We start from the raw sequence: 19637 nt of genomic DNA, 5'->3' as shown, positions 1-19637 counted from the left end.
GGGCTTTCGCCCATTCTGTTAGGCGAGCTGGAGCACTTCATTACCTTTGAGCTAATGCACTCATGGAAATCCGTCATTTCCGCTATTTCCTGGCGGTGGCCCGGCAACGCAATTTCACCCGCGCCGCCGAACAGCTGGGCATCGCGCCGCCGACCCTGAGCCGGCAGATCCAGGACATGGAGCAGGCCCTGGGCACCCGCCTGTTCGTGCGCCAGCAGCGTGAGGTCAGCCTGACCGAGGCCGGCGCGGCCCTGGTGCGCGAGGCCGAGGCCACGGTGCGCCAGTTCGAGTTCGCGCAACGTAACGCCCAGCGCGCCGGGCGCGGCGAGATCGGCCATATCGAGTTGGGCTATGTGGCCTCGGCGGTGTATTCGGGGCTGTTGCAAAAACAGGTGCAGCGCTTCAGCCAGGACTGCCCGGACGTCAGCCTGAGCGTGCGCGAAAGCCCGATGGCGGCGTTGCCGGGGCTGGTGGCCGAGGGACGCTTCGACATCGGCTACATCCGCTCGCCCATGACCCTGCCCGAAGGGGTGGAGGCGGTCCGCCTGGATGCCGAAGGTTTTGTCCTGGCACTGCCCGCCGAGTCCTGGCTGGGGCGCTTGCCGGAGATCGCCCCGGCCCATCTGCACAATGAGACCTTCGTGCTTCCCGAGCAGATCAGCGGCACCCTGCAGGTCGCCGCCGAGGGCGGCTATGCGCCGAAACTGGGGCCGCAGCCCGGTGGCCTGGTGGCGGTGCTGGCCCTGGTTTCCCTGGGGCAGGGCGTGGCCGTGGTGCCGGAGTCGGTGGTCGGGCACGTGGGGCTGCCCAATGTGTTGTACCGGCCGATCCAGGGCAGCTCGGCGTCGTCCTGGCTGTCGCTGATTCACCGCCGTTTCGAGAAGGCGCCGGCGGTGGCGCGGTATATCGAGCAGGTCAGAGGCCAATTTCGGGGGTAGGGGCAATATGGTCACAGAGGCCGTTCTATTCTTCTGAAATATTTTGTAAAGAACTCATCGGGGCCTGTGGGTACAAGGCTTTGAGCGCAACTGCGCAACTTTTTGCGCAGTTCATGGTTGCTAGAGTGGCGGACTCGATGGAGTAACAGAGAGTGCTACCTGGGAGGGAGCGAGATGGTTCGATTTCAAGGACTGAGATCCTCTATTCGTCTTTATGGCCTGGTCACGGTCACAGGTATTCACGATCAGCTTGCCCTGGATCCGGTGCAGATAAGCTGTGTCGGCGACCCTGATGCACCGATAGTCCGGGCGTTCATTTCCCGGTTGGACGCGGAGATCTACCTGCGCTCTTCCCATCTGCGCCACTATCGTGTGGTTCCGCTTCGGTTATTCGATCCTTCCCAGCTTCTCAGGCATGCCGATGGCTGGTTGAAACTCAATATCTGCCTGGGTTTCGCGGCCCAGGACGACTACCTCCTCAGCACCGATCAACAGGAAATGATTCCGGTCGGGCTGACCGCCTGGACCCGGCCCGTCCTGGATGATCAGGGCTACTACCTGCAATGGTCGGATACGGAATTACCCGAGTACCTGCTGAGCGCCTATAAAAGTGTTGGCGTGCCAGACTACAACCGGCAGCTCAACGAACTGGACGACTGGGCGCCAGCCGCCATGGAGCGGACTGTCGCTGATGCGTTTCAGAGGTCGCTCCCCGTCAAGGCTCCAGGTTCGATGGCCAGCCAGCTCGCATTATTCGATGTGGAGGATGCCTGTTGGCGCTTTGGTCTCTTCCATATCGATGGCGTAGGGACAACATGCAATACCTAACGGATAAAGGAGATTGCCAATGAGTGGAAAACCTGCGGCCCGTGTCACGGATATGACTGCTTGCCCATTGCCTGGGCACGCCAGCAACCCGATTGTTTCGGGTTCGCCTGACGTATTGTTCGATGGGCTCAGTGCAGCGCGGATGACGGATACCACGGCCTGCGGCAGTGCCCTGGTCAGCGGCGTGGTTGCCAATGTGCTGATCAATGGATTGCCGGTCGCGACTCTGGGCACGACGGGCAACCACGGGAATGTGGTGGTGAGCGGATCGGGAAGCGTAATCATCGGGCAACAGGTCAGTGCTGCGGCTGTCGCGCCAGTGGTCAAGATTCCCGGGCTTTGCCTGCCGTGCCTGTTGGCGGCGGCGCAGCGCAATGAAACCTTTGTCCCGCTGCAAAGCCTGGGGAACTGACCATGAGTGCTTCAGGCAATGGACGCCGACCTGATCCGAATGTTCTGCAATTCCGCACCCATATCCGTCATTGCCTGGAACAGCATCCTGAAACCCGGCTCTATGTGCTGGTGGATGGTGCCCGTTACATGACCCTGGAGAACCGCCTGGACGCGGCCGGGGCGGCGATCCGCGTCGAATGGTTGCTGGCCGCTACCGAACTGGACGAAATCAGCCGTGGGGGGCCAGCACTGGTGGAGTTCGTAGGGGATAGTGCCGAGGCCACGCACCTGCTCGACTGGCTGATCGAGCGGGACCAGAAGTCGCCGCTGGTTTCGTGGCTGTGGAGCGAGCGCTCCTTTGAGGCATTGAGCAACCACCTCAAATCCCATTTGTTCACCCGCCTGCCGGATGGCCGGAGGGCGCTGTTTCGCTATTACAACCCAATCGTCCGGCGTGGCCTGGAGACTGTCCTGGACAGCGAACAGCGAATGGCCCTGATGTTGCCGCTCGATCGCTGGCAGATCTGGCAGCCACTGGTGCTGGCGTACCAGACGTACTATCGGGTCGGGCAGGAGGCTCGCCATGCTTGAGTTGACGGCAGACCAGCTGAAAGCGCTGGAACAGGTTCGGCAAAATGAGGTGATCGAGAAGATCATGCTCGAGATACGTCAGCACAATCCTCAGTGGCTTGAGCAGAAAGGGCAGTGGCAGACGATCCAGTACCTCAAGGACTACCGGGAAAAAGCCTGGGCCCTGCAAATCGAAGAGCCTGATACGGTTGAGAGCTTCATGCGCTTTGGCCTGCAATTTCCCGGTTTCGAACAAACATCCGGATTTATCCGGTGGATGAAAAGGCCGGTAAACGACACCCCGGAACAGCGTTTTCGCGATTACGCAAGCGTCATGGGCTTCGTCCAGGGGCAACGGGCTTGGCGGGCCGCACTCAAGACAGGGATGCCTGAATGACCAGTTTTATTTCCGGAGCCGTCGCGCAACTTGCGCCTCCCATGACCGGCGCGTTGCGTATGCCATTACCTCGCGGCGGGCCGAAGCTGCCCTTCGAGGTGCCCATGCCCGCGCCGCCTCGATTGCCGATGCCGCCGCCCCGACCATCGCCGATCCCGCCCCCGGAAGTCGTGCCCCGGCCATTGCCGCTACCGAACCCAAGGCCGGTGCCGCAACCTTTGCCGCTGCCCGGGACCAAGCCTGAGGCACTGCCCAAGACGGATGCACCCGCAAGCACCCGGGACCGGACCAAGGAGGCCGAGAAAGACTGCAAGACTCAGAAGAAGGACTGCGTGAAGTGCCCGCCCGAAGACGGGCAAATGTATATTCCCGTCAACGGGAAAGGGCACAGCATGAGTGACCTGTCGAGCAGGTACCAACACTGGGTGACCAACTTCCCGTTCCCCTGGGAATGGCTGTGGAGCGGCACTGATTGGGACGGTTTCGTGAAAAGCCGCTGTACCTTGCAAGAGGCCAAGGCCAACTACAAATTCATGCTCATACTCGGTTTCAAGCACCCTAAGTTTGCCAAGAACCTTGAGAAGGACCTGATCGTGAAGGCGTTCAAGCAGGCAGACAAGGCCAAACCCAGCCCGCCGGTGAGGCTCGAGTGGCATTTTCTTCAGCGCGAGGTCTACGAGTATTGTTCCGAGAAGTACGAGGAAGGTGGGCTCACCAACCTGACGGCTTACTGGAACCCGATGCCTGGCACCAAGGATGATGAGGAGTACCAGGAAATGCGTCGCGAGGAGAAAAAGGCGCTGGACGAGTACTACAAGCAGAACCCGGATTTAATTGCCTGAGACCGTATGGAGTACTCATGGACACATTCAAGCGTTTTAATTTCAAGCTGAGCTTCGATAAGCAGAAGATTGCCCAGGTCACCGAACAGGAGCAGATCGACAGGAGCCTGGCCTTTCTCAAGGCCATAGGCGAGATCGACCCGATCCTCAAGAACTGGTTCTTGTGCGCCGAAGGCAAGGATGATGGCCTGACGCACAACGTGCTTCTCGACCCGAGCAGTCTGAGGAGTGAAATAGCCTCCTGGAAAGACTCGGATTCCGACGTCAACGACATGAGTTTTGTGTTGTGGAACGGGATATCCGATCCGCTCAAGGGCGGGCTTTCGCTCACCTATCACGCACGAAGTGGCGGTTCGTTGCCCGCGGGTATTGAGTTTTCCGAAGCCGGGACCTTGGTCCGTTGTCTGAAGGACCCTCGGCAGGGCATTGTCGAGTTGATGAACGCGGCGGTCGATCTTTGGCCGGAAATTTCCTGGGGCGTGGCCGCTCCCAACGAGTATTTCCGCAAGCAGCGGGTGTTCCAGGACCGGCAGACCATCGGCTGGATCGGCTATTGCCCGCACCCGCTGTCGACGGCGGATTTTCCGGAGGTCGCTGAACTGCGCCCCACTCGATCGAAGGGCACCATCGTCGTGGCCTGCCCCGGCATCATGGACGAGAAGAACGTCCAGCATGTGCAGGTGGTGGGTGACACCGATATCAAACTGGTGGAACTCGGGCTTTTGCCCGGGCGCTATTGAATCAGCCCGGGCAGGCTCGCTGTTGCAGGAGCGAGCCTGCTCGCGCGGTGCTTCAGGCCAGGCGCGGTTCCACCGAGTCCGCCAGTTGCGTGAGGATCAGGCAGCAGGACACGGCGCCGGCATCCAGTGCCCCCAGCGAGCGCTCGCCCAGGCGGCTGGCGCGGCCGATCTTCGCCACCAGGTCGCGGGTCGAGTCCCGGCCCTGGGAGGCCGCGCTTTTCATCCGCTGCAAGGCCTCCTTGAACGAGGCGCCGCCGGCCTCGGCCTGTTCGAACGCCTCCACGGCGGGAATCAGCGTATCCATCAGGCACTTGTCGCCCACCCCGGCGTCGGTGATGTCCTGCAATGAGCTCAGCCCGCCGCGCAATAGCCGGGCGAAGCGGGTGGCATCGATCTGCTGGCAGCCGCGGACTTCGTCGGCCATGCCGATAAACAGGCTGCCGTAGAGCGGGCCCATGGAGCCGCCGATGCCTTCCATCAGGCTCAGGGTCAATTCGTCGAGGGCCCCGGCCAGGTCCAGCTGGCGACCGGCGAGGGCCCGGCCGCAGTGGGCGAAACCCTTGGCCATGTTGATGCCGTGATCGCCATCGCCGATGGCGCCGTCCACTTCGCTGAGGTACTCACGGTTGGCGACTATCACCGTCACCAGGTCGTTGACGATGGCGCTGCCGTCGAGGCTGGAAAAATGCTGGCTCATGGTTCACTCCGCCTGGGTCATGCCGATGGAGCGGCAGGGTTGGTCGATCAGGGTTTTCAGCTCGGCATCCAGGCCCAGCAGGGTCAGGGTCACGCCCATCATTTCCAGGGAGGTGAAGTAGTTGCCGACATAGCAGCGATGGATCTTCAGGCCCCTGGCCCTGAGTTGGCGCTCGACTTCGGCGTAGAAGATATACAGCTCCATCACTGGCGTGGCGCCGAGGCCGGAGACCAGCACCACCACGCTGTCGTCGCGGCTGAAGTCGCGATCGGCGAGGATCGGCGCGAGCATGCGCTCGGCCATGGCGGCGGCGGACTCGACCGGCACGACCTGGATGCCGGGTTCGCCATGGTGGCCGATGCCCAGCTCCATCATGCCGTCGGCGATCTGGAAGTTCGGCTTGCCCACCGCGGCAATGGTGCAGGGCGTGAGGCCGACACCAATGGAGCGGCACTGGTCGACGGCCTTTTGCGCGACGCCGATCACCCCGTCCAGGTCATAGCCCTGGGCGGCCGCCGCGCCGCCGACTTTCCACATGAAGATCTCGCCCGCCACGCCGCGGCGTTTGCCGATCTCTTCACGGGGCGCTGAGGCCACGTCGTCGTTGGCTACCACAGTGCGGATCCGCATGTCCTTGCTGGCGGCCATCTTCATCGCCAGCTTGACGTTCATGTTGTCGCCGGCGTAGTTGCCGTACAGGCAGGCCACGCCCGCGCCCTGGTCGGCGGCGCGGAAGGCGTCGAAGAAGCTCTTGGCGGTGGGCGAGGAGAAGATTTCACCGACCGCCACGGCGTCCACCAGGCCGGGGCCGACATAACCGAGAAAGGCCGGCTCGTGGCCGGAGCCGCCGCCAGTGACGATGCCCACCTGGCCGGGCGGAGAGAGGCGGCGCTTGCGGATGACCCGTGGGTTGGCCTCGTATTGGGCCAGTTCGGGGTGGGCCAGGAGTATGCCTTGCAGCATGTCCTCGACCACCTGGTCCGGATCGTTGATCACTCGATTCATGACGCGGTTTCCTTGTTCCTGTTGGCTGCACGGCTGTGCAGTGAGTCGCCGGCAAGCTCGCCTCCCGTGGAGGGAGTGGGAGAGTCCGCGGGTGGCGGGCTTGTCGACGAACCGGTTGGAAGGCGGTGGGGCCTCAGGGCTTGAGCACCACCTTCAATGATCGGTCGCCGCGCTCCATCATCGCGAAGGCCTGCTTGAAGTCGGCCAGGGCGAAGGTGTGGGTGACCACGTCGCGCATGTCGATCTTGCGCTTGCCGATAAAGTCGATGGCCCGTGGGTACATGTAGGGCCCCAGGTGCGAGCCGAGCACGTCCAGCTCCTTGCGGTCGCCGATGATCGACCAGTCCACCGTGGCTTCGTCGTTGAACACGCTGAACTCGACGAAGCGCCCGAGCTTGCGCAGCATCGCCAGGCCCTGGTTGACCGCCTTGTGATGGCCGGTGGCTTCGATATAGATGTCGCAACCGTAGCCGTCGGTGATCGCGCGAATCTTCTCCAGCACGTCCTCCTGGGCCGGGTTCCAGACTTCGTCGGCGCCCAGGCGCAGGGCCAGCTCGGCGCGCTCGGGCTTCATGTCGAGGACGATCAGGCGCTTGGGGTTGCGCATCCGTACCGCGCCGATGATGCCCAGCCCCAGGGTGCCGGCGCCGGCCACCACCACTATGTCGTCGAAGCCGACATCGGCGCGCTCGGCGGCGTGCAGCGAGCAGGCCAGGGGTTCGATGAGGATGGCTTCGTCCGGCGGAATCTCGTCCGGCACTTTGTGCACGATGCCTTCCTTGGTGAAGATCATGTACTGCGCCATGGCGCCCTGGACATTGTTCTGGAAACCGTACAGGTCGTGCTTCTGGCACATCCAGTACTGGCCGTGGTTGCAGAAGCGGCAGCCCCAGCACGGCACTATCTGTTCGGAGATCACCCGGTCGCCGACCCGCACCCCACGTTTTTCCGCGCCCGGCCCCAGGGCCACCACGCGGCAGACGAACTCATGGCCGGGAATCATCGGCGGCTTGACGTAGCGCGGCTGCTCGGCGTCGCCCCAGAAGGAGGGGGCGCCACGGTAGGTCTTGATGTCGCCCATGCAGATGCCGCACAGCTCGACCTTGGTCAGGATTTCGTCCGGGCCGGGTGTCGGCACCGGCACCTGTTCCAGGCGGTAGTCTTCGGGGCCGTGGCAGACCACAGCCTGCATGGTGCTGGGAATCTCGGGTGACAGGTGTTCGGCGGGCAAGGTGGACATGACGACGGGCCTCACTGCAAGAATGGGAGTAACGCTCGATTACTGGATGCTGTAGCCGCCATCGATCACCACGTTCTCTCCGGTGATCATCTGCGCGGCGTCGCTGAGCAGGTACAGCACCAGCCCGGCGATTTCCTCGGGCTGGGCGAAACGGCCGACCGGGATCTGTAATTTGGCCCGCTCGCCCAGTTCGCCGGCCCAGGCCTTCTTGCCCAGGGCGGTCTCGACTATGGTCGGCGAGACGGCGTTGACGTTGATGCCGTGGGCCGCCCATTCCATGGCCAGGACCTTGGTCATGCCCACCACCGCGGCCTTGCTCGCGCAATAGGCCACGTGCCGGTCCAGGCCGATGACGGCGGCCTGTGAGGCGAGGTTGACGATGCGTCCGCTACCGCGTTCGAGCATGTGCCGGGCGCAGGCCTGGGCAACGAAAAAGCTGGCCTTGAGGTTGATGTCCAGGGTGCTGTCCCAGGCGCTTTCGCTGACCTCCAGGGCCTTGTCCAGCAGGGCGACGCCGGCGCTGTTGACCAGGAAATCCAGGCGCCCGAAGTACTCGGCGACCCGGTCCACGGCATGCTGCACCTGGTCCAGCTGGCGCAGGTCGAGGGCCAGCCCCAGGTGCCCGCCGCCGAGGCGGGCGGCGATCTCGACGACCTCCGGGTCGCGATCCAGCAGGGCCACCTTGGCGCCGCGCTCCACCAGCAGCGTGGCGCAGGCCAGGCCGATCCCGGCGGCGCCGCCGGTGATCACCGCGCAGCGACCGCTGAGGTCGAAGGCCTGATCCCAGAATCCGGACATGATGTTGACTCCTGTATGGCGAATGAATGGCAGGGGGGGTTATTTGCTGCCGGCGACCTGCTGGTACAGCGCATCGGCATTGGCGTTGGTCACCGGCACCCACGGCAGGATGTACAGCTTGTCGCTGCCGTCACCCCATTTCACGTCCTGGGCATAACGCTCCCAGATCACCGACTGCGGCTTGTAGTCCTTGCCGGCCAGGGTGCGCAGGGCCACGTCCAGGGCGCCCTGGGACTGGGCCTGGGCGTCCTGCAGGAAGGTGGTGATGTCGCCTTTTTTCGCCGCCTGGATCGCATCCGGCATGCCGTCGATGGAGGTCACCGGTACGTCGCTTGGCGACAGGCCGCGAGACTTCACGGCCTGCAGGGCGCCGAGGGCCATGTCGTCGTTCTGCGCGATGATCCCGGAGATGCCACCGTTGGGGTGGGCATTGAGCCAGTCCTCGGTCAGCGACAGGGCCTCGGCGCGCGACCAGTTGGCGGTCTTCATTTCGATGACCTTGATCCCGGGGTTCTTCTTCAGCACTTCCATCTCGCCTTTCTCGCGGTCGATCTGTGCCGACTGGCCGATCGGGCCCTGGATGATCACCACGTTGCCCTTGCCCTGGAGCTTGTCGACCATGGCCTGGGCCTGCAGGCGGCCGCCCTCGACGTCGTCGTTGCCGACATAGGGCACGCTGGCGCTGGCGACCTTGGTATTGGAGGCGATCACCGGAATGTCGTTTTCCTGGGCGCGGGCCACGGCGCCGACGCCGGCCTTGGTGTCGATCGGCACGAAGATGATCGCGTCGTAGCGCTGGGTGACCATGGTTTCGATCTGGTTGTTCTGGGTCAGGGCGTCGTAGTTGCCGTCGAACACGGTGATCTGCACCGTGCCGTCCTTGACCGCCGGATGCTGTTTCAGCTCGCGTACCCAGTTCTGCATGAACTGGCCCTTGAGGCCGTAGACCGCGGCGCCGATCTTGTAGGTCTTGCCCTCGGCCAGGGCCATGCCGCTGGCGAGCAGGGAGGCCGTGGCCAGGGCGAACAGGGAGGTGCCAAAGGAGGTAGGGGAAAGCTTCATGGGGAACTCCGTTATTGTTGTAGTCGTGCCATGGAAAGGACGGGGGAGTCAGCGTTTCTTCTTGCGCCAGACATCGATGAGCACCGCGAACACGATGATCAAGCCCTTGGCGACTTGTTGGTAATAGGAAGACACCCCGAGCAGGTTCAGGCCGTTGTTGATCACACCGATCAACAGGGCGCCGAACAGGGTGCCGACGATGCTGCCGGTGCCGCCGGAGAGGCTGGTGCCGCCGATCACCACCGCGGCGATGGCGTCCAGTTCATAGGACGTGCCGGCCTGGGGCAGGGCGGAGGTGGTGCGGGCCGAGAGCACCACGCCGGCCAGGCCCGCCAGCAGGCCCGAGACCACGTACACCGAGAACATCACCTTGCGTACGCCGATCCCCGAGGTGCGGGCGCTCTTTTCGTTGCCGCCCACCGCGTACACGTAACGGCCGTAGGTGGTGTAGCGCAGGACCATCCAGAAGATCAGCGCGACCACGGCGAAGATCACGACCGGCACGCCCACCGGGCCGATCTTGCCGATGCCCAGGGCCAGGTAGTTTTCCGGCAGGTCGGTGACCGGGCTGCCGTCGTTGAGAATGAAGGTCATGCCGCGGGCGATGCTGAGCATGCCGAGGGTGGCGACAAAGGGCGGGATCGACAGGTTGGCGACCATGAAACCGTTGACCACCCCGAGCATCGCCCCGGCGAACATCCCGGCGCTGACCGCGGCCAGCAGCCCGTAGCCCTGGGTGGCCACCAGGGCGCTGCACAGGCCGGCGAAGGCGAGGATCGAACCCACCGAGAGGTCGATGCCCTTGGTCAGGATCACGTAGGTCATGCCCACCGCGAGAATGCCGTTGATCGAGGTCTGGCGCAGGATGTCCATCCAGTTGCGCCAGGTCATGAAGTACTCGCTGGCGAAGGCCATGACCACGCACAGCAGGATGAATACCAGCGGCAGGCCGAAGCGGTCGAGGGCCAGGCGCAGGCGGCTGCGGGGTGCCGGGCCGACGGCGTTGGAGGCGGGTGTGGCGGTGGGGGTGACAAGGGTCTTGGCATTCATGAGGCGAGACTCAGCAGGGCTTCCTGGGAAAGAGCGGTATCGGTGCTGATGGTGACCAGGCGGCCGCCCTTGAACACCGCGATGCGATCGCTCAGGTGGAGCAGTTCCGGGGCTTCGGACGAGACCACTATGGCCGCGCCGCCAGCCCGCACGAACTCGTCCAGCAGGTGGTAGATCTCCTGCTTGGCGCCTTCGTCGATGCCCCGGGTCGGTTCGTCGCACAGCAGGCACACCGGCTGGGTCGACAGGCACTTGGCGAGCACCACCTTCTGCTGGTTGCCGCCGCTCATGGAGGCCACCGGCAGGTCCAGGGAGGAGACCTTGATCTGCAGGCGCTTGACCATGTCCCGGGCCAGCGCCTGTTCCTTGCGGGCGTTGATCAGCGACCAGCTCGACAGCTGCCGGTAGGCCGACAGGGCAATGTTGGACAGGATGCTGCCGCTGAGCACCAGGCCGCTGTCCTTGCGGTCTTCGGTGACCAGCGACAGGCCGGCGCGAATGGTCGCCGCCGGTGCGCCGACCGGCAGCGGCCGGCCTTGCAGGCTGACCGTGCCGGCGTCGGGCTCGGTGAGGCCATAGAGGCAATTGAGGAATTCGCTGCGGCCTGAGCCCATCAGGCCGTAGATGCCGAGAATCTCGCCCTGGCGCAGTTGCAGGCTGATGTCCTGGAACTCGCCGTCGCGGCTCAGGCCCTGGACTTCCAGGCAATTGTGCGCCGCGCATTCGCGCCCGATCTTGTGGTCGATGCGTTGCAGTTCCTGGCCGACGATGCCGCGCACCAGGTGGGCGCGATCGATGTCGGCCATGCGCCCGCTTTCGACGAAGGCGCCGTCGCGGAAGATGCTGTAGTCGTCGGCGATCTGCGCCAGCTCGCTCAAGCGGTGCGAGACATAGACGATCCCGGCGCCGCGGGCGGTGAGGCGGCGGATGGCCTTGAACAGGGTCTCGGCTTCGCGCTCGCCGATGGCCGAGGTCGGCTCGTCCATGATCATCACCTGGCAGTCATGGCTGAAGGCCTTGGCGATTTCCACCAGTTGCACCTGGGCCACGCTCAGGCGGTGCATGGGGCTGTCGGGGTCGACCTCGAACTCCAGGTTCTCCAGCAGCTCGCGGGTGCGCCGGTTGAGGGCCTTGCGGTCGACGATGCAGCCGGCGCGGCGTGGTTCGCGGCCGAGCCAGATGTTCTCGGCGACGCTCATGTAGGGAATCGGTTCCAGTTCCTGGGTGATCATCGCCACCCCGGCGGCCAGCGCCTCGCCAGGGCGGTTGAACTGCACCGGGCGGCCGTTGAGCGCAATGCTGCCGGCGTCACGCTGGGTGATGCCCATCAGGATGCTGAGGAAGGTGGATTTGCCGGCGCCGTTGCCGCCGCACAGGGCGTGCACGCTGCCGGCGCGCAGGGCGAGGCGGCCATCGCGCAGGGCAGGGATCCCGGCATAGGCCTTGGCGACATGTTCAGCCTGGAGCAGTAATGGCGTGGCCATCGGCGTGTCCTCGTGCTGTGAATTCTTATTAGGTCGCAGAGTCATGTTTCGCTGTGATCATATGTGTATCAAATGAAATTCTGATCAGTCAATCTCTTTCAAGGTAAATCTGTATCGGCGGTCATTCATGCTTTCGTAACCCTTTGTGTAGGGCCTTTACTCGACTGTCAGGTAAATCCTGCTTGACAGTCAGGGGGTGAATGCCTGAGAAATGACTGAGCAAAGTTTCAGATAGTGATCATATGATCAGTCTTGCTCTCACCCAGACAGCGGAGCGAAATGCCATGAACACAGCCTTTTCAGTGGCCATCGGATGTGATGAAGCGGGTTTCGAGCTCAAGGAGTTGCTCAAGCGCCATATCGAGACCCTGGGCCATCCGGTGGAGGATTTCGGCACCCATTCCCTGGAGCCGGTGCTCTATCCGGACATTGCCCTGGCGGTGGCCACGGCCATCGGCGCCGGGCATCACCGCCTGGGGGTGCTGGTCTGCGGCACGGGCATCGGCATGGCCATCTCGGCCAACAAGGTGCCGGGCATCCGCGCGGCCCAGGCCCACGACACCTATTCGGCCGAGCGCGCACGCAAGAGCAACGATGCACAGATTCTCTCCATCGGCGCGCGGGTGGTGGGGGCCGAGCTGGCCAAGAGCATCGTCAAGTCGTTCCTCGAGTCGGAGTTCGAGTCCGCGCGCTCGGGGGCCAAGGTCGAGCGGATCAACGCCATCGAGCGCGACGGCCACCGGTAGGCGCCGGCTGCCGCGGAGCCCGCTGCCCATGGGGCGGAACCGGCTGTAGACGCGACCTGCATCGACTAGAGAGAATGCGCCTTTGATGCCCATACGGAAGCCAGTCCACATGAGTGACAGTACCCCGCGCGGAGCCAGCGACATCGATCTGATGACCGAGGTGGCGATGCTCTATTACCTTGAGAACGTCACTCAGGAGGCCATCGCCAAGCGCTTCGACCTGTCCCGGGCCAAGGTCAGTCGCCTGCTCAAGCGGGCGCGGGACGAAGGCATAGTCGAAGTCCGGGTGCTGCAGCATCCGGCGATGAACAACGAGCTGGAGCAGGCGCTGGTGGAGCGCTTCCAGCTGGATCGGGCACTGATCGCGGTCGACCACAGCGACCCCGACACCCAGCGCTCGGCGGTGGCCAGCCTGGTGGCCAACTACCTGAACAAGACCCTGAGCGATGGGATGATCGTCGCCGTCGGCATGGGCCGCAATGTCGGCGCGGTGGCCGACAACGTGTTCCTGCCGGTGACCCGCAACTGCACCTTCGTCTGCGCCATCGGCGGCTCGTTGCGCGCCGGCGAGTACATGAACCCCGACCATATCTGCCGGCGCCTGGCCCTGCGTTTCGGCGCGGAAAGCGAAACCCTGTACGCCCCGGCGCTGGTGGCCAACCCGGAGCTGCGCAGCGTGCTGATCAGCAACGACACCGTGCGTTCGACCCTGGACCGCGCCCGGCGCGCCGACATCGCGCTGATCGGCATTGGCGACATGAGCGAGAACAGCAACATGGTGCGCATGGGCTGGTTCTCGCCCCAGGAAATCGCCCAGGCGCGGCTGTCCGGTACCGTGGGCGACATGATGGGCTACGACTTCATCGACATTCATGGCCAGCCGGCGGTCAACGCCATCCAAGGCCGGGTGATCGGCCTGACCGTGCAGGAGCTGGTGCGCATTCCCGATGTGGTGGCCATCGCCAGTGAGAACACCAAGGCCGCCGCGACCCTCGGCGCCTTGCGCTCCGGGGTGATCAACACCCTGGCGACCACCGTGACCAATGCCCACACCATCCTTGCGCTGGACGATGCAACGCGTAAGGGCTGAGGTCGCCAGAGCGCATCATGAACCAGCCTGTTCCTGCAAAAAAAACGCCTTTGCAGGGGCGGGCCGGTTCGCGATAGCGTGGGTCCGGGCAGCCCCCGCTAAGATCTTGAAATGATTTCCCCATAGGAAATTTCCCTTGAGGTTGTAGGATTCAAGTCCGTTTTTCTTTACAGGACTTGCATGAACACCCTCTCGGAGCCTCCCAGTCGTCCCTATCCCTGGACGCCTCAGTCTTTCCCCGCTCGATTCGCTTCGCGACGCCTTTTGTCAGTCATAGGGCGCGGCCGTTACCCCGAACTTCCTGTTTTTCGCTGCTCGCCGCCGGTTGTCGCAACCCTTGGGCGCTGGCCTGCGTTCGCCGTTCAAAGGCCTTGTGGCCTTGCCTTGCCGTGCCCGGCTGTCTGAATTCACTGGAGAGATAGAGTCGTTTTTATGGAATGGATAATGGACCCCACGGCCTGGCTTGGCCTGTTGACCCTGATCGTGCTGGAGCTGGTGCTGGGTATCGACAACCTGGTGTTTATCGCGATCCTCGCGGACAAGTTGCCGCCTCATCAGCGTGACCGCGCGCGGATCATCGGCCTGTCCCTGGCGCTGATCATGCGCCTGGGCCTGCTGGCGAGCATTTCCTGGTTGGTGACCCTGACCGCGCCGCTGTTCGAGGTGTTCGGCAAGAGCTTCTCCGGCCGTGACCTGATCATGCTGTTCGGTGGTGTGTTCCTGTTGTTCAAGGCCACCATGGAGTTGCATGAGCGTCTGGAAGGTCATGTCAGCCAGCGCACCGGCAATGCCGCTTACGCATTGTTCTGGCCGATCGTGGCGCAGATCGTGGTGCTGGACGCGGTGTTCTCCCTGGACGCGGTGATCACTGCCGTGGGCATGGTCGACGAACTGGCGGTGATGATGATCGCGGTGATCATTTCCATCGGCCTGATGATCGTCGCCAGCAAGCCGCTGACCCGCTTCGTCAACGCCCACCCGACGGTGATCATGCTGTGCCTGGGCTTCTTGATGATGATCGGTTTTGCCCTGACCGCCGAAGGTCTGGGCTTCCACATCCCGAAAGGCTACCTGTACGCGGCCATCGGCTTCTCGATCCTGATCGAGCTGTTCAACCAGATCGCCCGTGCCCGCCGCAAGAAGTCGATGCAGGGCCTGCGGCCGATACGTGAACGCACGGCCCATGCGGTGATGCGCCTGCTGGGTGGTCGCCAGTTGGCGGTGGAGGAGGTGGGCGAGGAGATCGTCGACCTGCTGGACAATGGCCAAGCGCCGAGCGCCGAGCTGTTCGACCGCCGCGAGCGGGTGATGATCAGTGGTGTGCTGCAACTGGCCGAGCGACCGATCCGTACCCTGATGACCGTGCGCGCCGACGTCGACTACATCGACCTGGCCGACGATGCCGAAGCCATCCGCAACAAGCTGATGCATTCGTCCTACTCGCGCCTGCCGCTGGTTCGCGACGGCGCGGTGGAAGAGCCGCTGGGCTTCGTGCACAAGAAGGAACTGCTCAAGGAATACCTGGCCGGCAACGAGCCGAACCTGGAGCACCTGGCGCGCACGGCGATCAACCTGCTGGACAGCTTCTCGATCCTCAATGCCCTGGAGCAGATGCGCAAGGCCTCGACCCACATCGCGTTCGTGATCAACGAATTCGGCGATTTCGTCGGCGTGCTGAGCATGACCGACATCCTCGAATCCATCGCCGGCGAGCTGCCCGACGCCAGCGAAATCGAAGGCCCGGACATTGTCGAAGAGCAGGGCGGTTTCATGGTCAGCGGCGCCTTGAACCTGACGCAGATCCGCCAGCGCACCGGCTTCAACGCCGAGCCGACCGAGGACTACCAGACCCTGGCCGGGCTGGTGATGAGCCTGCTGGACCGCTTGCCGGTGATTGGTGACCGACTGCAATGGCAGGACTGGACGCTGCAGGTGGTGAGGGTGGAAGAGCGGCGGGTGACCCGGGTGCTGATGCACAGGCCGGACGCTGCCTGAGCCATGAGCTGACAGAAAGCCGGACGCGAGTCCGGCTTTTTTTTGCCCGGAATATGGCTCGCGCCCAAGGCCAGGTTCCGATTGATTAAGTTTTGCTTAAAAGCTTTCAACCCCGCGGCTGATTATCATTCCCGGACAGCTGCCGCAGACTGGTTTCGTATCTCCATGCACCCTTGTTCTTGCCGCGAGGGTCTTGAAACGAGCGGTCTATGTCAGTCAATCCCGCAATACCCCCGCAGCCAGCCCCTGTCGAATGCCCCGCCATGGCGGAGCTCTCCGCCACCGCTGCCATCCACTCGGCCCTGGCCTGTTGCCAACTGCTGCTGCAACTGACCCAGGAGCGCGCGCCACAGGCCGCCGACCCGGGAGACGAGCGCGACCTGCGTCGGGCGCTCAAGGACTACGCCCGGGGCGCCGGCGTCGAGCTGCGCCTGGAGCGTCTGGCGCTGGCCCGGCTGACCTCGAAGATGCTGCCCCTGGTCTGGCGCGACCGCAGCGGCGCTTTTATCCTGCTGGCCCGGTTGTCCGACGCGCAGGCCCTGGTACAGCGACCGGCAGCCCATACCCCGGATGTGCTCGATCGCGCGCAGTTGACCGAGGAGTGGAGCGGCGAGGTGATACGCCTGCGCCAGGGCGGCCTGCGCTTCGACCTGTCCTGGTTCGTTCCGGAACTGCTGCGCCACCGGCGGATACTCGGCGAAGTGTTGCTGTGCTCGTTGCTGCTGCAAGTGCTGGCCCTGGCGACCCCGTTGTTCTTCCAGGCGGTGATGGACAAGGTCATGGTGCACCGGGCGCTGTCGACCCTCGACGTGCTGGTGATGACCCTGGTGGTGGTCGGCCTGTTCGAGGTGCTGCTCAAGGGCTTGCGCGAATACCTCTCGGCGCACACCGCCAATCGCATCGATATCGGCCTTGGGGTCAAGCTGTTCCGCCACCTGCTTGGCCTGCCGCTGCTGTACTTCAAGCAGCGCCAGGTAGGCGCGATCATCACCCGGGTGCAGGAGCTGGACAGCATCCGCGAGTTCCTCACCGGCTCCCTGCTGACCCTGTGCGTGGATGTGGCCTTCACCCTGGTGTTTTTCGCGGTCATGGCCTGGATCTCCTGGCCGCTGACGCTGCTGGTGCTGCTGACCCTGCCGCTCTATGTGCTGCTGGCCTGGGCCAGCACCGGGCCGCTGGAGAAACGTATCGAGCGGCAGTTCTACAGCGCCGCGCGCAACACGGTCTTTCTCAACGAAAGCGTAAGCAGCAGCGAAACCATCAAGAGCCTGGCGGTGGAACCGCGCATGCAGCGGCGCTGGGAGGCGCAGACGGCGGAGATGGTCGAGGCCGGTTTTGCCAGCCAGACCCTGGGCAGCGCGATCAGCCAGATGGTCACGCTGTTGCAGAAAGTCACGGCGGTGGCGGTGATTTGCTGGGGGGCGAGCAAGGTCATCGACCTGCAGATGACCATTGGCCAGTTGATCGCCTTCAACATGATGCTGTCCCACGTCAGCCAGCCCCTGGCCAAGCTGATCGAGGTCTGGCAGCAGTTCGTCCGGGTGCGGGTGTCGGTGGACAAGCTGGGCGACATGCTCAACCTGCCGGTGGAGCAGGCCGAGGGGGATCAACGCCCGGCACAGGCCCTGCGTGGCGAGGTGCGCATCGAGCAGGTGACGTTCCGCTATCGCCCGGAACTGGAGCTGGTGCTGCGCGGCCTGGACCTGCATATCGCCGCTGGCCAGACCCTGGGCATCGTCGGGCCGTCCGGGTCGGGCAAGAGCACGCTGACCCGCCTGCTGCAAAAACTCTACACCCCGGACGCCGGGCGCATCCTCATTGACGGCATGCCGCTGCAGCAGTTGCAGCCAGCCTGGTTGCGCAGTCAGATCGGCGTGGTGCTGCAGGAAAACTACCTGTTCAACCGCAGCGTGCGGCACAACATCGCCCTGCGCCATCCCACGGCGTCCCTGGAAAACGTGATCGCCGCGGCGCGCCTGGCCGGCGCCCATGACTTCATCCTGCGTCTGCCGCTGGGCTACGACACGGTGCTGGCCGAGGCCGGCAGCTCGCTGTCCGGTGGCCAGCGGCAACGCATCGCCATTGCCCGGGCGCTGATGGGCGACCCGCGGATCCTGATTTTCGACGAAGCCACCAGCGCCCTGGACGACGAATCCCAGGCGCTGATCCAGGACAACATGGCGCGCATCGCCGAAGGTCGCACGGTGATCATCATCGCCCACCGCCTGTCCGCGGTCCGCCATTGCCAACGCATCATCGCCCTGGAGCAGGGGCGTATCAGCGAGTCGGGCAGCCACCAGCAACTGCTGGCCAACGGCGGCTGTTATGCGCGCTTGTGGGCGCTGCAACAGGCGCTGCGCAAGGAGGCCGAATGATGCGCGGTTCATTCCTGACCCCCTTGCGACGCGCCTGGCAGCAGCTGCGCGAGGCGCCGGCGCTGCTCAAACGCAGCCGCGACGAGTACGAGTTCCAGCCCGGTTACCTGGAGATTGTCGAGCGCCCGCCCGCGCCTTGGGCGCGGGGCACGGCACTGGTGTTGATCCTGTCGATCCTGCTGGCCCTGGGCTGGGCGATCCTCGGCTTCCTCGACATTCATGCCAGCGCCGCCGGGCGCCTGATGGTCTCCAGCTACACCAAGGTGATCCAGGCCCATGAGGCCGGCGAAGTGCGGGCCATCCATGTGCGTGACGGGCAACGGGTCAAGGCCGGCGATGTGCTGGTGGCGCTGAACCCGATCGGCATCGACGCCGAGTTGAGCGAGTTGCGCGCGCAACTGGCGTTCAAGCGCCTGGAGCTGGCCCGGGCCCGCGCGCTGCTGACCCCGGACCCGCTGGGCAGCTACCAGGCGCCGGACGGCCTGGACGCGGAACAGCTCGCGGCGGCGCGGGAACAGTTGGCGAGCACCTGGAAGGAGATCCGCGCCAACCTCGACAGCCTCAACGCCGAGATCGCCATCAACCAGGCCAGCCAACAGGCCCGCAACAGCGAGATCGCCGCCCTGGGCAAGCTGGCCAGCAACGTTCGCCGACGCCTCGATGCACGGCGGGCGATGGCGGCCGAACAGTTGATGCCCCGGGTCGAATTGCTCGAACAGGAAAAGGAGCAACTGGAGGTCGAGCGTTCCCTGGCCCAGCAACATGCCGAGCTGCAGGTGCTCAAGGCCCAGGCGCAGAACCGCCGGGAGCAGCGCGACAGCTTCCTGGCCAGGACCCAGCGCGAGCAGCACGACCTGCTCAACCGCAGCCACCAGGATGTCGCCGTGCTCGAACAGCAACTGATCCGTGGCCGCGACCGGCAGCGCCTGCAAACCCTGCTGGCGCCGGTGGACGGGGTGGTCCAGCAACTGGCGGTGCATACCCTGGGCGGCGCGGTGCAACCGGCGCAGCAACTGCTGGTGATAGTGCCCGAGGGGGCCGAGCTGGATGCCGAGGTCATGGTGCTGAACAAGGACGTCGGTTTCGTCAGGGCCGGCCAGCCGGTGGAGATCAAGGTCGACGCCTTTCCCTACACCCGCTACGGCACCTTGCGCGGCACGGTCGAGCATGTCTCCGGCGACGCCATCAAGGACGAACAGCTGGGCCTGGTGTTCCCGACCCGGATCCGCCTGGAGCGCGCCGCGATCGCCGCGGGGCAGGGGTGGATGCCCTTGCAGGCCGGGATGAGCGTGACCGGCGAGATCCGCACGGGCGAGCGGCGGGTGATCAATTACCTGCTGAGCCCGATTCGCGAGTATCAGTCCGAAGCGTTGCGGGAGCGTTGAGC

19 protein-coding genes are annotated in these 19637 nt (G+C 64.3%); 12 read left to right on the top strand and 7 right to left on the bottom strand.

Translation table 11 applies throughout. From position 1 onward, the window contains the following. Positions 1-62 precede the first annotated feature (62 nt). The 7 genes from C4K38_RS19530 (at position 63) to C4K38_RS19500 (ending at position 4708) form a co-directional block, all read left to right on the top strand. Positions 63-938, top strand: coding sequence for a LysR family transcriptional regulator (locus C4K38_RS19530; protein ID WP_053279789.1), 876 nt, complete (start codon positions 63-65; stop codon positions 936-938). A 174-nt stretch (positions 939-1112) separates the two neighbouring features. Beyond that, positions 1113-1766, top strand: a complete 654-nt coding sequence (locus tag C4K38_RS19525) for a hypothetical protein (protein ID WP_053279788.1) — start codon at positions 1113-1115, stop codon at positions 1764-1766. Between the two features lie 19 nt (positions 1767-1785). Next, on the top strand, positions 1786-2178 hold the full coding sequence (locus C4K38_RS19520; RefSeq protein WP_016705345.1) for a PAAR domain-containing protein: 393 nt from the start codon (positions 1786-1788) through the stop codon (positions 2176-2178). Positions 2179-2180: 2 nt separating this feature from the next. Beyond that, complete coding sequence (locus C4K38_RS19515) at positions 2181-2750, top strand: DUF4123 domain-containing protein (protein ID WP_231998522.1); 570 nt, start codon at positions 2181-2183, stop codon at positions 2748-2750. After that, positions 2743-3126 (top strand): hypothetical protein, encoded by a 384-nt coding sequence (locus C4K38_RS19510; RefSeq protein ID WP_053279787.1) that lies wholly within the window; start codon positions 2743-2745, stop codon positions 3124-3126. Before C4K38_RS19515 ends, C4K38_RS19510 begins: the two co-directional genes overlap by 8 nt. Continuing rightward, positions 3123-3968: a Tox-REase-5 domain-containing protein gene (locus C4K38_RS32620; RefSeq protein ID WP_269458469.1), complete on the top strand. Its 846-nt coding sequence runs from the start codon at positions 3123-3125 to the stop codon at positions 3966-3968. Before C4K38_RS19510 ends, C4K38_RS32620 begins: the two co-directional genes overlap by 4 nt. Before the next feature lie 17 nt (positions 3969-3985). Next, positions 3986-4708, top strand: coding sequence for an Imm52 family immunity protein (locus C4K38_RS19500; RefSeq protein ID WP_053279786.1), 723 nt, complete (start codon positions 3986-3988; stop codon positions 4706-4708). Between the two features lie 52 nt (positions 4709-4760). Here the strand turns inward: C4K38_RS19500 and dhaL are convergent, their stop codons facing one another. The 7 genes from dhaL to C4K38_RS19465 form a co-directional block, all read right to left on the bottom strand. Further along, positions 4761-5405, bottom strand: coding sequence for a dihydroxyacetone kinase subunit DhaL (dhaL, locus tag C4K38_RS19495; RefSeq protein ID WP_053279785.1), 645 nt, complete (start codon positions 5403-5405; stop codon positions 4761-4763). Between the two features lie 3 nt (positions 5406-5408). Continuing rightward, the gene (locus tag C4K38_RS19490; protein ID WP_053279784.1) at positions 5409-6410 is read right to left on the bottom strand and encodes a dihydroxyacetone kinase subunit DhaK; all 1002 of its coding nucleotides are present in this window, start codon (positions 6408-6410) and stop codon (positions 5409-5411) included. 133 nt (positions 6411-6543) lie between these two features. Further along, a complete protein-coding gene (locus C4K38_RS19485) occupies positions 6544-7650 on the bottom strand; it encodes an MDR/zinc-dependent alcohol dehydrogenase-like family protein (RefSeq protein WP_053279783.1) in 1107 nt (368 codons plus the stop codon). Between the two features lie 39 nt (positions 7651-7689). Next, positions 7690-8448 (bottom strand): SDR family oxidoreductase, encoded by a 759-nt coding sequence (locus C4K38_RS19480; protein ID WP_053279782.1) that lies wholly within the window; start codon positions 8446-8448, stop codon positions 7690-7692. A gap of 39 nt (positions 8449-8487) precedes the next feature. Next, the gene (locus tag C4K38_RS19475; protein WP_053279781.1) at positions 8488-9510 is read right to left on the bottom strand and encodes a substrate-binding domain-containing protein; all 1023 of its coding nucleotides are present in this window, start codon (positions 9508-9510) and stop codon (positions 8488-8490) included. A 48-nt stretch (positions 9511-9558) separates the two neighbouring features. Next, positions 9559-10560: an ABC transporter permease gene (locus C4K38_RS19470; RefSeq protein ID WP_053279780.1), complete on the bottom strand. Its 1002-nt coding sequence runs from the start codon at positions 10558-10560 to the stop codon at positions 9559-9561. Further along, positions 10557-12044 carry a sugar ABC transporter ATP-binding protein gene (locus C4K38_RS19465; protein WP_053279779.1) on the bottom strand — a complete coding sequence of 496 codons (1488 nt, stop codon included), beginning with the start codon at positions 12042-12044 and terminating at the stop codon, positions 10557-10559. Before C4K38_RS19465 ends, C4K38_RS19470 begins: the two co-directional genes overlap by 4 nt. A 284-nt stretch (positions 12045-12328) precedes the next feature. Between C4K38_RS19465 and rpiB the strand changes: the two genes are divergently transcribed. From rpiB to C4K38_RS19440, 5 genes are all read left to right on the top strand, one after another. Further along, entirely contained in the window at positions 12329-12790 is a 462-nt protein-coding gene (gene rpiB, locus C4K38_RS19460; protein ID WP_016705333.1) for a ribose 5-phosphate isomerase B, read from the top strand. 109 nt (positions 12791-12899) lie between these two features. Beyond that, positions 12900-13880, top strand: coding sequence for a sugar-binding transcriptional regulator (locus C4K38_RS19455; protein ID WP_016705332.1), 981 nt, complete (start codon positions 12900-12902; stop codon positions 13878-13880). Positions 13881-14312: 432 nt separating this feature from the next. Continuing rightward, a complete protein-coding gene (locus C4K38_RS19450) occupies positions 14313-15875 on the top strand; it encodes a TerC family protein (protein WP_053279778.1) in 1563 nt (520 codons plus the stop codon). A gap of 263 nt (positions 15876-16138) precedes the next feature. Further along, positions 16139-18250 (top strand): type I secretion system permease/ATPase, encoded by a 2112-nt coding sequence (locus C4K38_RS19445; protein ID WP_053279777.1) that lies wholly within the window; start codon positions 16139-16141, stop codon positions 18248-18250. Continuing rightward, positions 18247-19635 (top strand): HlyD family type I secretion periplasmic adaptor subunit, encoded by a 1389-nt coding sequence (locus tag C4K38_RS19440; RefSeq protein ID WP_053279776.1) that lies wholly within the window; start codon positions 18247-18249, stop codon positions 19633-19635. The genes C4K38_RS19445 and C4K38_RS19440 overlap by 4 nt, the downstream gene beginning before the upstream one ends. The last annotated feature ends 2 nt before the right edge of the window (positions 19636-19637 follow it).

The sequence above is a fragment of the Pseudomonas chlororaphis subsp. piscium genome, from assembly GCF_003850345.1.
GTDB classification, from domain to species: Bacteria; Pseudomonadota; Gammaproteobacteria; order Pseudomonadales; family Pseudomonadaceae; genus Aquipseudomonas; species Aquipseudomonas piscium.
This window is presented reverse-complemented; position numbering and strand designations above follow the sequence as displayed.